We start from the raw sequence: 14,809 nt of genomic DNA, 5'->3' as shown, positions 1-14,809 counted from the left end.
CCGGGGTGGTGGCCCAGGGTTGGTGGGCGGCTGCAATACCGGGACTTTCGACCCGGGGTGGTGGCCCAGGGTTGGTGGGCGGCTGCAATACCGGGACTTTCGACCCAATGAAGCGCACCCGACAACGAACCGCGCCAGCACCCGAGGTCGGGGTGCTGGCGCGGTTCGTAGGGTCGCGGCGGGTCAGTGCACCATGACCGGCGGCACACCCTCGTCGTCCAGCAGGTGGCTCTCCTCGTGTTTCTTGGGCAGGAAGAGCGACACCACGAAGGTCACCGCACACAGCGAGAACGCGACCATGAAGCTCACCGCGAACGCATGTGCCATGTCGTGGTGCATCAGCTTGGTGAAGTTCGCCAGCGCTTCCTGGGCGGTCTTGCCGAAGCCGGCGATGTACTGCTGGATCTCGGTCGGAACCGGTTTGCCCTGCTCCTGCGCCAAGGCCGCCGCCTGACCCGCCGTCACGGCGGGGCTGGCTTTGTACTGGTTGGTCAGGACCACGGAGATCACCGCGACACCCACCGAGCTGGCGATCTGCTGGGTGATGTTCAACAGCGTCGAGCCGCGCGCAACCTCATGTCCGCTGAGGGTACGTAGTGCGGCGGTCATCAGCGGCATCATCGTGGCGCCCATGCCCAGGCCCATGACGAACAGGACCGCGATCAGGTAGCCGTAGCTGGTGTCGGCCTGGATGCGGGTCAGCCCGAACATGCCGGCGACGATGATCGCCAAACCGACCGGCACGATTCTCCCGACGGGGAACTTGTCGGCGAGCGCTCCGGCGATCGGCATTGTCAGCATCGCGCCAAGACCCTGCGGTGCGACCAGCAGACCGGACTGCAACGCGGACTCACCGCGCACCTGCTGGAAATAGGTCGGCACCAGGAGAAGACCACCGAAGAACGCCGCCGCGAACAGGAACATCGTCAGCACCGAGATCGACAGGTTGTAGTTCCTGAACAAGCTCAGGTCCAGCAAGGGGTGCTGCGGTTTGAAGGAGTAGAAGACGAACGCGATGACCAGCGCCAACCCGACCAGGCCGGGGATCAATACCTTCGCCGAGGCGATGGTGCCGGCCTCGGGGATGGAGGACACGCCGTACAGGAACAGAGCCAGACCCGGCGACATGAGCAGCATCCCGATGACGTCGAACGACTCACTGGGTGTGGGGCTGTCCTTGGGCAGGATGAACCAGGCGTAAATCAACGCGATCAGACCGAGCGGGACGTTGATCAGGAAGATCCAGTGCCAGCTGGCGTGCTCGATCAGGTAACCACCGATGATCGGGCCGAGGATCGGGCCAAGCAGCATCGGCACGCCGAGGATGGCCATCAGCCGGCCCATCCGCTGCGGCCCGGCAGCGCGGGTCATGATCGTCATGCCCAGCGGCATCAACATGCCGCCGCCCAGGCCTTGCACCACCCGGAACGCGATCAGCATGCCGATGCTGGTGGCGCCGGCGCACAGCACCGAGCCGAGCGTGAACAGCAGGATCGCCATCATGTAGAGGCGTTTGGTGCCGAACCGGTCGGCGGCCCAACCGGTCAGCGGGATGACGGTGGCCAACGCCAGGGTGTAGGCGGTGACGGTCCAGGCGACGGTGGAGTAATCGGCGACCTGCAAGTCCTTCTGGAAGGTCGGCAGGGCGACGTTGACGACGGTGATGTCGAGGATCGACATGATGGCGCCGAGGACGACGACACCGGCGATCTTCAGCACGGCGGCATCGATCTTCTCGGGGTAGTGGTGTGGAGCGCCCGGGGTGACGGGAGAGGGGGCTTCAGACATGACGACAACGGTACCCGTAACCGGTGACAGCCTCCGCATCGTTTTCGGCCGGTCGGTCCCCGCTCGCGGGCCCTGCCCGCATTAGGCTCACTCGAGAGAAGTGTCGCCACCGCACGAGACGGGTTGTCGTTGTACGTCAAGAACCTGACCCTGAAGGGTTTCAAGTCGTTCGCTTCGGCGACCTCGATGCGCCTTGAGCCGGGCATCACCTGCATCGTGGGCCCGAATGGCTCGGGCAAGTCGAACGTCGTCGACGCGCTGGCCTGGGTGATGGGCGAGCAGGGCGCCAAGAGCCTGCGCGGCGGCAAGATGGAAGACGTCATCTTCGCCGGGACTCCGGGCCGGCCGGCGCTGGGCCGGGCCGAGGTGTCGCTGACCATCGACAACTCCGACGGTGCCCTGCCGATCGACTACACCGAGGTGACGATCACCCGCACGATGTTCAAGGGTGGCGGCTCGGACTATGCGATCAACGGCACTTCATGCCGGCTGCTGGACATCCAAGAGCTGTTGTCCGACTCCGGTATCGGCCGGGAGATGCACGTCATCGTCGGCCAGGGTCAACTCGACGCGGTGCTGCGGGCGACCCCGGAGGAGCGGCGCGGCTTCATCGAAGAGGCCGCCGGAGTCCTGAAGCATCGCAAACGCAAAGAACGAGCGCTGCGCAAACTCGATGCGATGGAGGCCAACCTGGCCCGCGCCACCGATCTGACCGCCGAGATCCGCCGTCAACTGGGACCCCTCGGCCGCCAAGCGCAAACGGCCCGCCGGGCGGCGACGATCCAGGCTGAGGTCCGGGATGCGCGGTTGCGACTGTTGGCCGATGACCTGGTGCAGTTGACCAGCACCCTGGAGCAGGAGGTGGCCGACGAGCAGGCCGTCCTGCAGCGCCGGCAAGCCGTCGAGCGGCAACTGGCCACCGCCAAGCAACGACTCGAGGCGTTGGAGGCCGAGGCCGCCGAGCAGGCTCCGGCCGTGGATCGGGCCGCCGCCCGCTGGTACGCCGCGAACGCGCTGGCCGAGCGCGTCGCCGCAACCGGTTCGCTGGCCGCCGAACGGGTGCGGCTGCTGGCCGAGCATGAGGCCAGCGAGCAGCAGTCTTCCGGTCGGGACCCGGAGAAGTTGCGCGAGCAAGCCGCCCGATTGCGAGAAGACCACGAGCGGCTCAGCGGCGAGATCGACCGCGCCGCAACGGCTTTGGAGGTAGCAGTCCAACGTCGCACGGACCTGGAGGCGGCACACCAGGAGGAGCAGCAGCGACTGCAACGGGTCGCGCGCGCGATCGCTGACCGTCGCGAGGGCTTGGCCAAACTCGAGGGTCAGGTCGCCGCACGACACAGCAGGATCGACGCGGCGCAGGGCGAGTTGGACCGGTTCGACGCCGCCGAGGCCGACATCGCGCAGCGGCTGGTCGACGCCGAGCGTGAGTACGCCGAGCTCGAGGCCGGGATCGCCGCCGACGAGCAGGGTGAGGCCGATCTGGACGCCGCCTACGAAGCGGCGGAGGCCAAACGGGTCGAAGCTGCGGCTGCCCTGGAGGAGGCGCTGGACGCCGAGCGCACCGCCGATCGCGATCGCTCAAGTTTGCAGGCCCGCCTGGATGCCTTGTCGCTCAGCCTGCGGCGCACCGACGGAGCCGCGCATCTGCTGAGCGCCGACGAGGGCGACGGGATCGCCGGCCGCTTGTCGGAGAAGCTGACGATCGACCCCGGGTCGGAAGCGGCGATCGCCGCCGCGCTCGGCTGGGCCGCCGATGCGGTCGTCGTCGCGGACCTGGACACGGCCGACCGGGCCGTCGGGTTGCTGCGCCGTGAGGAGGCCGGCAACGCCGGGTTGGTGGTTTCCGGTACGCCGAGCCCCACCGTGAGCGCACCGACGCACCTTCCCGAGGGGGCCCGTCCCGCCCGTGCCGCGGTGACAGCCTCTGCTGACGTCGCAGCGGTTCTTGACGAGTTGCTGCGTGACGTGGTTCTGGTCGATTCGGCTGATGTCGCTAAAGCCGTTGTACGACAAGACGATTCGTTGACCGCAGTGACGCGGGACGGCGATGTCTTCGCCCGGCGGTTCGTCCGGGGAGGATCGGCCGGCGCACCGAGTCTGCTGGAGATCCAGGCGGCCGTCGATGAGACGAAGTCCGCCCTCGACGAAGCCGTCGCCCGCGCCGAGCAGGCCCGCTTCGCCAGCACCGGCCTGCGCACGACGGTGGCCGAGCACACCGAGGCCACGGAAGCAGCGTTGGCGAGACTGGGGAGTCCGATGCCCGGATGGCCGCGATCGCCGAGCAGCTGGGACGACTGGGCCAGGTCATCCGCGGCGTCACGGCCGAACGTGACCGGTTGGAGCAGTCGCGGGCGCAGGCGCAGCAGGCGCTTGCCGCGCATCGCACCGAACTAGCCGATCTGGAGCAGCGGCTGGCCGATGCGCAGGCCGATGGCGATGACTTGTCCGAGCCCAGCACCGACGAACGCGACCGGTTGGCGGTGGAGGCGGCGGCAGCACGATCCGCAGAAACCGATCAGCGGCTGAACCTGCGCACCCGCGAGGAGCAGGCCCGCTCGCTGAAGGACCGCGTCGACGGCCTCGAAGCCGCGGCGGAGTCCGAATTGCGGGCCCGCGAACGCGCTCGTCAGGCCAGAGCGCGACGGGAGGCGCAGGCCCGCGTCGCACGCGCCGTACAACACGGTTGTCGGCAGACCAAGGGATTGGTCGACACGGTGCTGGCCGTGGCGAAGATCCAGCGGGCGGAAGCCGAGGCGGCTCGCACGGTCAGTGACGCCGCCTTGCGAGAGCAGCGGTCGGCCGTGGCCGCCATCGGCGATCAGCTGCGGGAGCTGACCGACACGGTCCACCGCGACGAGGTGGCCCGTGCCGAGCAGCGGTTGCGGATCGAAGCGATGCAGACCCGGGCGGTCGAGGAGCTGGGCATCGAGCCCGATGCGTTGGTCGAGGAGTTCGGCCCGCACCAACTCATCCCGCACATCGCCGGCCCGGACGAGGACGCCGACGATCTGCCGCAGCCCATCCCGTTCGAGCGCGCTGCCCAGGAGCAACGGCTGCGCTCCGCGGAGCGCAGGCTGTCCCAGCTAGGTCGGGTGAATCCGCTGGCGCTGGAGGAGTTTGCCGCCCTGGAGGAACGGCACAAGTTCCTCACCGAGCAACTGGAGGACCTGAAGAAGTCCAAGGCCGATCTGCTGGACATCGTCGCCGAGGTGGACCAGCGGGTGCAACAGGCGTTCGCGGACGCGTTCGCGGACACCGCCGTGCAGTTCGAGGGCGTGTTCTCCCGGCTGTTCCCGGGCGGCGACGGACGACTGGTGCTGACCGACCCGGACGACATGCTGACGACCGGCATCGAGGTCGAGGCACGGCCGCCGGGCAAGAAGATCAAGCGGCTGTCCCTGCTGTCCGGTGGCGAACGCTCATTAGTCGCAGTGGCTTTGCTGGTGTCGATCTTCAAAGCCCGGCCGAGCCCGTTCTACATCATGGACGAGGTCGAGGCCGCCCTGGACGATGCCAATCTGGGCCGGTTGATCACGCTGTTCGAGGAGTTGCGCGACTCAAGCCAGCTGATCGTGATCACCCACCAGAAACGCACGATGGAGGTCGCCGACGCCCTCTACGGTGTGTCGATGCGCGGCGATGGTGTGACCACCGTTGTGTCGCAACGGATCCGGGACGTCCAGCCGGCCTGATCAGGCGACAGGGGTCTTGCGCTGCGCTGCGATGCGGTTGCGGTACCAACCGAAGCTGGTCTTCGGGATACGCCGTTGTGTCGGGTAGTCCACGTAGACCAGGCCGAACCGCATCCGGTACCCCTCGGCCCACTCGAAGTTGTCGAGCAGGGACCAGCAGAAGTAGCCGCGCACATCGACTCCGTCGGCGACCGCCGCGGCAACGGCATCGAGATGTTCCTGCAAGTAGCGCACCCGGTCGGGATCGTCCACGGTGCCGTCGGGGGCGATGACGTCGTCGCATGCCCGGCCGTTCTCGGTCACGTAGATGGGCGGCAGCGACGGGTAGGTGTCGCGTAGCCACACCAAGAGCCGCCGCAGCCCGTCGGCCTCGACCGGCCAGCCGATCTGCGTGGTCTCACCGCGCGGGTCGATCACGTCGTGCGTGCCCAGGTCCGTGGCGGTGCGCTGTGCCGGGTCGGGCTGCTCGTACTCGACCGCCTCGACCCGGCTGGGGAAGTAGTTGTTGACGCCGAGGAAATCCAGCGGTGCACTGATCACGGCCAGATCTTCATCATGCATCCAGCTGAAATCGGTGATGGCACAGTAGGTTTCGCGGGCCAGGGTCGGGTAGCGACCGGCAAGGATCGGATCGGTGAAGAGAAGGTTGGAGTTCATCAGAGCCCGCTCGGCGGCGGCCACGTCCTGGGGGCGACCGGTGACCGGCTGTACTGGCTGCAGGTTGAGGGTGACACCGACGCGGGCCGTCGTGTCGGCGCGCAGCACCTGGGTCGCCAGGCCGTGCCCGAGGGCCAGGTGGTAGGCCGCGGCCAGAGCACCGTCCCCCTCCCGGGCGCCAGGTGCGTGTCGACCGGTGCCGTAGCCCAGCATCGAGGAACACCACGGTTCGTTCAGGGTGATCCAGTCCTTCACCCGGTCCCCGAGCCGGGCGTGCGCGATCTGGGTGTAGTGCGCGAATCGCTCGGCGGTGGAACGGATCCGCCACCCGCCGGAGTCTTCGAGCGACTGCGGCAGGTCCCAGTGGTAGAGCGTGACGACCGGGGTGATCCCGCGATCCAGCAACCCGTCGACCAGCCGGTCGTAGAAGTCCAGGCCCGCGGTGTTGCCGGGCCCGTCGCCGTCCGGCTGGATCCGCGGCCAGGCCAGTGAGAAGCGGTAGGCGTCCACGCCGAGCTGGTCGAGCAGCGCGACGTCCTCGCTCCAACGGTGGTAGTGGTCGCAGGCCACGTCGCCGGTGTCTCCGTTGAACGTGCGACCGGGCGTGTGACTGAAGGTGTCCCAGATGGACGGCGTGCGTCCGCCCTCGGCCACCGCCCCTTCGATCTGGTACGACGCGGTGGCCGCTCCGAAGATGAATCCGCTGGGTAGGTGGTTGGTCACGAAGGCTCTCCTGGGGTCGGGGGATGGATCAAGACGTCGACGCCGTACGGCGCGAGGGTGCGGTGGTCTGCGACAGGATCACCCTGCAGCGTGGTCAGTTCCGGGTTCGGGTGGTAGGTGACCGACTCATCGGAGGCGTTCACGACCCATTGGAAGGTGCGTCCGTCATCGTGGCTGAGGTGATCGACCATCAATCGCGGATCGTCACCGGCGGTCTCGCGCGGTAGGCCGGCCACGTCGGCCAGCGCACGATAGATGCGCCAGGTCGGGTCAGGGTTGGCTTGGGGGCGGCTGGCCGCGAAATACTCCAGCGGAAGGGTGCACAGCACCGTCTGTCCGGTGCCGCGGCTCGCTCGCAGCAGGACGGGTCGCCCGTGTTGATCGCGTGCCACGACCGTCGCGTCGACGGGTTCGACCGGCAGGATGGCGCGGCCGTCGGCGGTGCCGGCCACGGGAACGGTGATGGTCGCGCCAGCGCCGATGTCGCCGAAGTCTTCCTCGAAGCGGACGGTGACCTCGTCGTCCAGGATCGGCTCGACCAAGCCGTACCGCAGTGTGTGCCGCGCGCCGAACAACGGCTGCATGCCGGTCCACCAGGGACCGCGCTGAGCCGTCGCGTCGCCCGTTCCGTACGACGCGAAAACCGTTGCGCCCGATTCGGCGAGTTCGCGAAGACGGTGCCACGTCGGAGTGGTGACGGCCTTGGTGGAGGGCAGGATCCACAGACTGGGCTGCGTCGGCAAGCCGTCGCTCTCCCGGATCACGGCCGGCGCCAGACCGGCCTCCCGCAGCGCGATGTAGGACTGTTCGGCGTTGCGGAAGACGTCCGTGCGATGCACGGGGTCGACGAACCAGTTGTCCGGTGCGTCCAGGTAGGCACTGACCAGGAGAGCGACCGGGCTCGGGACGCGTCGGCACCGGGGTAGGTCGATGGTTCGCAGAACCTCTGCGAACCGGTGCATTTCGACCAGTTGGGGTTTGGGCCGCCCGCTGACGTCGGTCAGGCCGAAGTGTTGCTCGAACGGCTGGTGACGGTAAGGGTCGAACTGCGCCAGGTTGTCGAAGTCGGTGTTGTTCCAGGCCAGCCAGCCGGTGGCGCCGGCCAGCAGCGACAGATGCAGGACCTGCCGGTAGTAGTCGGCGGCGTGCTCATCGCTGGAGAAGTCACTGGTGACACCGAATTCCTCCAGCACGACAGGAAGCTCTGCGACAGAGGACAGTTCGCAGACGAAGGCCGCGCGCACGTGTTGCCGGACCGGGTCATCGCCCATCGGGTAGACGTGCGGACCGACGAAGTCGCTCAACTGCGCCAGGTCGCGCACGCTGAAGCCGTTGTCGGCGCCGGTGACCTCGACGCCCCACGCTCCGTCACCGAAGGAGAGTGGCTGACGTCCGCCACCGGCACGTACGGCGTGCGCAACGATACGTGCCCACGAGGAGACCGTCGCCCGGTCCCCCGAGCGGTCGTAGTTGGGCATCTCGTTGCTGATCAGCCAGCCGCAGACTGCGGGGTGGTCGGCGAACCGCCGGGTCACCGCTTCGATGTACCAGGCCTGTTGGGCCACCATCCACACGTCGCCGTACACGTCCTTACCCGCGCGCCACGCCGGGTCCCAGTTCTCCCCGGACATGTGCCCGACCAGGAAGGTGGGGATGGTCTGCATCCCCAGTTTGCGGTGCGCTTCGAGGAAGTCGGCGAACCGTTCGAGCACGTCCTCGTCGAGCACTCCCGGTTCGGGCACCGTGTGCGGCCAGAAGAGGAATGACCGCGTGACACCCAGACCGTGCTCGCTCAACGTGCGCAGTTCCGTGCGCACGAGATCCGGGTCGTACGAACGCCACATGAAGGGTCCGCCGCTGCGGGACCAGAAGTTGGCCCCGAGCCAGACCTGCGGCTCACCGTCGGCTGAGCGCACGCACGCCGATGGCCGCGCCACGCGGCCGGTGAGGGAGTTGGTCACTTCAGCGCTCCTGAGGTCAGACCGGCGACCAGGTAACGCTGCAGGAGTAGGAACACCACGACGATCGGCACACTGACCACCAGAGAGGCAGCCATCACCTGGTTCCAGTAGACGTTGATCGAGGTGGAGTAGCTCTGCAGCCCGATGGACAGCGTCTGGGTGTCGGTGTTGGTCATCTGCGAGGCGAAGAGGATCTCGCCCCAGGAGGTCATGAAGGCGTAGACCGCGACGGCGATCACACCGGGACGTGCGGCGGGCAGGATCACCTGCCACAGGGTCCGCATGGTGCCGGCGCCGTCGACCTTGGCGGCTTCGTCCAGTTCCCGGGGGATGCCGTCGAAGTAGCCCGCCAGCATCCAGATCGAGAAAGGCAGCGTGAAGGTCAGGTAGGTGACGATCAGGCCCAACCGGGTCTGGTAGAACACCGTCGTCCCGAGCACCTTGTCCAGGTTGACGAAGATCAGGAACAGCGGCAGCAGGAACAAGATCCCGGGAAACATCTGGGTGGACAGGATCGTGCCGGTGAACAGGCTGCGGCCGCGGAACCGCCACCGGGAGACTGCGTAGCCGGCGAGGATCGCGATCAGCACGCTGAACAGCGTCGCCACGCTGCACACGACCAGGCTGTTGGTGAAGTACTTCGCCAGCGGCACCGTCTGCCAGATGTCTTTGAACGGCTGCAGTGTCGGATGACTGGGCCACCACTCGAACTCGCCCTGGACATCCCCGAGCGGTTTGATCGCGCCGGTCACCATCACCCAGAGCGGCACGAGGACGAAGACAGCCAACAGGAGTAGGACGACGACCCGAAAGATCTTGAAGGACAGGGGTTCACGCACGACGCGACCTCCGGTTCACGAAGAGCAGGTAACAGGCGGTGACCAGCAGCAGGAACAACAGCAGGAGCACCGACATCGCCGAGCCGAGTCCGAAGTTCCAGTTGATGAAGGACGCACCGTAGATGTGGATGGACACCAGGTCGGCACTGCTCGGCGGTTGGGCACCGAAGAGCACGAATGGAGTGTTGAAGTCGTTGAAGGTCCACAGGAACAGCATCAGGACCAGCACGACGTTCACCGATCGCAGCGACGGCATCGTGATGTAGCGGATCTGTTGCCAGATGGAGGCGCCATCCACGGAGGCTGCGTCGTACTGATCTTCGGAGACGTTCTGCAAGCCGGCCAGCAGCATCAGGAAGGCGAACGGCCACGAGCGCCAGATCGCGACGACGACCGCTGACCAGAAGGCGTTGCCCCCCAGCAGCCAGAAGGTGTTGCCGTCGCTCAGTCCCACCGACTTCAGCACGTGGTTCACCAAGCCGTTGTCCCGCTGCAGCATGAAGCTCCAGGTGATGATGCCGGCGTAGATCGGCATCGCGTACGGCACCAGGAACAACGTGCGGAAGAAGCCACGGCCGCGGAAGCCGCGGTGGACCACCAGGGCCGCGGCCATCCCGAAGGACCATGAGATCGCGAGCACCAGAAGGGTGTACGCCGCGGTGACCAGGAACGAGTGGAACAGCCCCTTGCCCACCGGTGAGGAGACGTCGAGGGCGATCCGGTAGGCGGTGAGGCCGTGGTAGGGCGCCTCGGACCAGTTGGCGATGTAGAACTGGGTCAGGTCGACGAAGGACATCCAGACCCCGACGAGCATCGGAATGATGTGGATGAGCAGCTCGAGCAGGACCGCCGGGAGGATGAGCAGGTAGGGAGCGATCTGGCGGGCGGAGCGCCGCCCGCCAGATCGCGCTGTGGTCACCGACATGTCAGCCGGCGGCCGCCATGGTGTCCTGCGCCTTCTGCAGCGCCGCCTTGATGTCGTCGTCGCTCGGCGTCTTACCCGTGGCTGCCTGGGCGGTCAGCTGGACGACGGCGTTGCCGACGTTCGTCTCGTACGCCGCTTCGTTGGGCACCAGCGGCAGCGGTACGGCCTTGGTGTTCAGGATGTCCTGGAAGGTCTTGGCCTCCTGCGTGTTGTCCGTGAAGTTGGGCGTCACGCCCTTCAGGACCGGCAACGCCGCGAACGGTTTGTCGAAGATCTTCTGCTCGTCCTCGCTGGTCATGAAGTTCACGAACTTCAGGGCAGCGTCCTTGTTCTTGGTGTTCTTGAAGATCGACAGGTTGATGCCGGCCACGAAACTGGCGGTGTCCTTGGCCGCACCGGTCGGTGCCGGGATCGCCACCACGCCGTATTCGTCCGATTTCATCCCGTCGGCGACGAGGGTGTTGTCGGCGTTGTTCTGGCTCATGAGCATCGCGGCCTTGCCCTTGGCGAAGTCGCCGGGCGCTTCGGGACCGTTCTTGTACTGCGCGCTACTGGGGTTGACCACACCGCTGCTCATCAGATCGACGTACTGCTTGACGCCTTGGATCTGGCCGTCGCTGGTGAACTGCGGCTTGCCGGAGGAGTCGAACGGATCGGAGCCGTGCTGCTGGCCGAAGATGAAGGCGAAGTGCACGCCCTCGGTGTAGCTGCCGCCCTCCATCGCCATGCCGTAGACGCCTTTGCTCTTGTCGGTGAGCTTCTTGGCCGCGTCCTGCAACTCCTCCCAGGTCGTCGGCGGCTTCAGGCCCGCGTCGGCGAACATCTTCTTGTTGTAGTAGAGGCCGTAGACCAGCGAGTACAACGGCACCGAGGTCGGGTCCTTGCCGGCCATTCCGCCGGTGGCAAGCGACGCCGGGACGAACTTGTCCTTGCCGCCGATGGCGTTGAACTCCGAGTCCCCGAACGGGAGGAAGGCGCCGGTCGCCTGGAGCGAGGGAGCCCACGTGTTGCCGATGTTCAGGACGTCGGGCCCGTTGCCCGAGGTGGTGGCCGCCAAGATCTTGTTCTGCAGATCGGGCCAGCCGATCACCTGCAGGTTGACCTTGATCCCGGTCTGCTTCTGGAACTTGTCCAGTTCCGGCTGCAAGACCTTCTGGTCGTCCTGCAGGGAGGAGCCCTGGTTGCTGGCCCAGTAGGTCAAGGTGGTGCCGCTGCCGCCGCTACCGCTGTCCGAGCTGGATCCGCTTCCGCAGCCGGCGATTCCGACGAGAGCCGCCGACACCGCGGCCGCTGTGATGAGACGTGCTTTCACGTGAGTCCTCCTGCTGAGTCCGCGGCCCCATCGCCGCAGTGAGATCTACATCACAGCACTTACACGGTTAAGTTGCCAGGCCCAACAAACCGCCGTTATCGAATTGTTAACCGGATAAGTTGGGCGAACGACCAGTTCAGCGGCCCGCGGGAGCCCGCCCGGTGCTCTCGCGGATGACGATGATGGACGGCGTCACGCGCACCCGACCGCGGTCGACTCCGGCGATCCGATCCAGCAGCACAGTGGCCGCCTGCTCGCCGTACGCCTCGGTCTCCCGGGCGAGCGCGGTGATGGGGGTAGCGACCATCTCCGTCAATGGTGAATCATCCCAGGAGACGACCGAAACATCCTGTGGCACAGCGAATCCCGCGGCCTTGAGATCTCGTTCTCCTGCAACTGCCGTTAGGTCGTTGGCGTAGACGATGGCCGTCGGTGCCGTTGCCGGATCGCTCATCAGCGAGCGGGTCGCGGCAACTGCCGACGCTGCGTCGTAGGCGACGGACAGGCTGATGAGGTCCACGCCGTACCGCCCCGCCGCCCGCTGCATACCGCGCTGGCGGCTGCGCTCGTGGGCGAATTCGCCCGGGCCGGCGATGTGCCCGATTCGGCGATGACCCAGGCCGGCCAGGTAGTCGATCAGCGTCGCCGCGTCGGCTGCTTGATCGGTCCACAGGCACGGCATCGTGGTGTCACGACGAGGGCCGCCGCACAGTACGGCGGGTAGGCCGAGCTCGTCGACGGCGGCGATTCGCGCATCGCGATGACGCTCGTCGACCAGGATCACCCCGTCGATGCGGCCTTCACCCCACCACTTGCGGTAAACCTTCACCTCCTCGTCGGGATGGTCCCCGATGATGCGCAGCAGGAGGCTCCAATCCCTTTTGACCAGAGCGGTTTCCACGCCAACCAGGAAGCGGATGAAGAACGATTCGATGGCAACGGTCTGGGCCGGTCGCGCCAGGGCCAGACCGATCACCTTGGTGTGGAACCCGCCGAGGGCCCGGGCGCTCGCGCTGGGTTGCCAACCCAGGGTGCGGGCGACGTCGAGCACCCGTTGACGGGTCTGCTCGCCGACGCCGGGCTGTCCGTTGAGCGCATAGGACACCGCCGCCTTGGAGATCTGCAGTTCGCGGGCGATGTCGGCGATGGTCGGCCTACTGGCCATGGCGGTTCTCCTGTCAGCGCCGGGCGGGGTCCCGGGTCATGCTGGACGGAGTCTACTTATCCGGGTAAGCGCAGGCGGGGGAATCGGAGGTCAGTCGACCAGGGCTGCATAGGTGACCTGCTTCAACAGTGGCCGGATCGGCAGCGCGGAGGACGGAATCAGCTGGGTCATGAAGATCGCCGTCAGGTCCTCGACCGGGTCGATCCAGAAGTACGTCGATGCCAATCCGCCCCAGCCGAACTCGCCCGGCGAGGAGGCGATGCCGGTGGCGACGGGGTCCATGGTCACCGCGAAGCCGAGCCCGAATCCCACGCCGGTGAAGGGTGTTTCGGCGTACAACGGGATGCCGAACTCGTCCAGATCCGCGTCCCCGGGCAGGTGGTTGGTGGCCATGAAGTCGACCGTCCGGGAACTGAGCAACCGCACACCGTCCACTGCGCCCCCGCCCAACAGGAAGTCGGCGAAGCGCTGGTAGTCGGCCATCGTCGAGTAGAGACCGCCACCCCCGGACAGGAAGACCGGCGTGGTCGAAGGGTCCGGCCCGAAGGTTTGCAGGATGCGGGCACCCTCCGGCGTGTGAAGGTGCAGGGTCGCCAGCCGGGACGGGTCGACGGCGTGGAACGCGGTGTCGTGCATCCCCAGCGGCGTGAGGATCTCATCGGCGAAGAAGGAGTCCAAGGACCGCCCGGACGCCACTTCGACGACTCGGCCGAGCACGTCGGTCGCCACGCTGTAGAGCCAACTGGTGCCCGGTTCGAAGCGAAGCGGCATCGCGGCGAATGCGTCGCACGCCGTGGCCAGGTCCTTGTCGGCCGGATTGAACTCATAGCCCGCCAGCCGGTAGATCTCGTCCGTCACGTGGGTGCGGTGGAACCCGTAGGTCAGCCCTGAGGTGTGGGTCAGCAGGTGCTTCACGAGCATCGGCCGGGCGGCCGGGTGCGTCACCGGCGCCGTGGCCGGACCGCCGAGGTACACCCGCAGGTCGGCGAACGAGGGGATGTATGCCGAGACCGGGGCGTTCAGGTCCAGGCTGCCCCGCTCGTAGAGCATCATCGCCGCGACCGACGTGATCGGTTTGGTCATCGAATAGATCCGGTAGATCGCATCCGCCGGTGCAGGCGGCGATCCGGTCTGTCCGCTGCCGGTCAGGCTCGTCACGATCTGGCCGCGACGGGAGACCTGGAAGGCCCAGTCGGGCAGTGCGCCGCGCTGTTCGTACGGCGCGATGGCGTCGGCGATGCGACGAAGACGGCGCTGGTCCACGCCGTGGATCACAGAGGCGGTGTCGGTGCTCACGATCGCACCGTACGCTGCGCAGTCGCTCAGGAGCGGCGGCGCACCGGACGTCCGTGCTGGGTGACCTGGGGTTCAGGCTCGGAGTCGGTGTTCGAGCCGTCCCGGCGCAGCACCTTCTCGGTCTTGGCCGTCACGGAGGACACAAGTTCCTCGGCGCGCTCGGTCAGGACCTCCCGGCCTTCGCGACGGGCGGGAATGGCCACGACCGCGACCACCGCGGCCGCCATCGCGACACAGAGCAGCAGAGCGAGAATCAACCAGACCATGCCCCTATTCTGCCTGGTCAACCTGGGGATTTCCGAGCAAGCCCAGGTGTTGGGTGTGCCGCGGGCCAGCCGGTGATACGCGACGTCTTCCCAGCGCCGGTTTGTCATGATGGGCTGGTGGACAGTCTTTGGGTGATCCTTCTCATCATCACGCTCTTCGTTCTCATCGCGCTCACCGCCGGCGT

9 protein-coding genes and 1 pseudogene are annotated in these 14,809 nt (G+C 66.9%); 1 reads left to right on the top strand and 9 read right to left on the bottom strand.

What is annotated here, in order from left to right:
• Window positions 1-183 precede the first annotated feature (183 nt).
• On the bottom strand, window positions 184-1,788 hold the full coding sequence (locus tag ACFQBT_RS12670; protein WP_377823156.1) for a DHA2 family efflux MFS transporter permease subunit: 1,605 nt from the start codon (window positions 1,786-1,788) through the stop codon (window positions 184-186).
• Between the two features lie 129 nt (window positions 1,789-1,917).
• Between ACFQBT_RS12670 and smc the strand changes: the two are divergent.
• Window positions 1,918-5,480 (top strand): annotated as a pseudogene (gene smc, locus ACFQBT_RS12665) (chromosome segregation protein SMC).
• Here the strand turns inward: smc and ACFQBT_RS12660 are convergent.
• The 8 genes from ACFQBT_RS12660 to ACFQBT_RS12625 all read right to left on the bottom strand — a co-directional run bounded on the left by ACFQBT_RS12660 (window position 5,481) and on the right by ACFQBT_RS12625 (window position 14,624).
• Window positions 5,481-6,860, bottom strand: a complete 1,380-nt coding sequence (locus tag ACFQBT_RS12660) for a GH1 family beta-glucosidase (protein ID WP_377823155.1) — start codon at window positions 6,858-6,860, stop codon at window positions 5,481-5,483.
• The gene (locus tag ACFQBT_RS12655) at window positions 6,857-8,821 is read right to left on the bottom strand and encodes a cellulase family glycosylhydrolase (protein ID WP_377823153.1); all 1,965 of its coding nucleotides are present in this window, start codon (window positions 8,819-8,821) and stop codon (window positions 6,857-6,859) included. Before ACFQBT_RS12655 ends, ACFQBT_RS12660 begins: the two co-directional genes overlap by 4 nt.
• Window positions 8,818-9,660, bottom strand: coding sequence for a carbohydrate ABC transporter permease (locus tag ACFQBT_RS12650; protein ID WP_377823151.1), 843 nt, complete (start codon window positions 9,658-9,660; stop codon window positions 8,818-8,820). Before ACFQBT_RS12650 ends, ACFQBT_RS12655 begins: the two co-directional genes overlap by 4 nt.
• Window positions 9,653-10,585 (bottom strand): carbohydrate ABC transporter permease, encoded by a 933-nt coding sequence (locus ACFQBT_RS12645; protein ID WP_377823150.1) that lies wholly within the window; start codon window positions 10,583-10,585, stop codon window positions 9,653-9,655. Before ACFQBT_RS12645 ends, ACFQBT_RS12650 begins: the two co-directional genes overlap by 8 nt.
• A 1-nt stretch (window position 10,586) precedes the next feature.
• A complete protein-coding gene (locus tag ACFQBT_RS12640; RefSeq protein ID WP_377823149.1) occupies window positions 10,587-11,897 on the bottom strand; it encodes an ABC transporter substrate-binding protein in 1,311 nt (436 codons plus the stop codon).
• Window positions 11,898-12,033: 136 nt separating this feature from the next.
• Window positions 12,034-13,062 (bottom strand): LacI family DNA-binding transcriptional regulator, encoded by a 1,029-nt coding sequence (locus tag ACFQBT_RS12635; protein WP_377823147.1) that lies wholly within the window; start codon window positions 13,060-13,062, stop codon window positions 12,034-12,036.
• 90 nt (window positions 13,063-13,152) lie between these two features.
• Window positions 13,153-14,358: a serine hydrolase domain-containing protein gene (locus ACFQBT_RS12630; protein WP_377823145.1), complete on the bottom strand. Its 1,206-nt coding sequence runs from the start codon at window positions 14,356-14,358 to the stop codon at window positions 13,153-13,155.
• Window positions 14,359-14,384: 26 nt separating this feature from the next.
• Window positions 14,385-14,624 (bottom strand): hypothetical protein, encoded by a 240-nt coding sequence (locus ACFQBT_RS12625; protein WP_377823143.1) that lies wholly within the window; start codon window positions 14,622-14,624, stop codon window positions 14,385-14,387.
• Window positions 14,625-14,809 lie beyond the last annotated feature (185 nt).

This window comes from Branchiibius cervicis, from assembly GCF_042661605.1.
In the GTDB taxonomy this organism is placed as follows: Bacteria; Actinomycetota; Actinomycetes; order Actinomycetales; family Dermatophilaceae; genus Branchiibius; species Branchiibius cervicis.
This window is presented reverse-complemented; position numbering and strand designations above follow the sequence as displayed.

Bases quoted from the DNA above. Each gene is read 5' to 3' on its own strand.
- ACFQBT_RS12645 (WP_377823150.1), bottom strand. From the start codon at position 10,585: ATGTCGGTGACCACAGCGCGATCTGGCGGGCGGCGCTCCGCCCGCCAG.
- ACFQBT_RS12625 (WP_377823143.1), bottom strand. From the start codon at position 14,624: ATGGTCTGGTTGATTCTCGCTCTGCTGCTCTGTGTCGCGATGGCGGCC.
- ACFQBT_RS12635 (WP_377823147.1), bottom strand. From the start codon at position 13,062: ATGGCCAGTAGGCCGACCATCGCCGACATCGCCCGCGAACTGCAGATC.
- ACFQBT_RS12670 (WP_377823156.1), bottom strand. From the start codon at position 1,788: ATGTCTGAAGCCCCCTCTCCCGTCACCCCGGGCGCTCCACACCACTAC.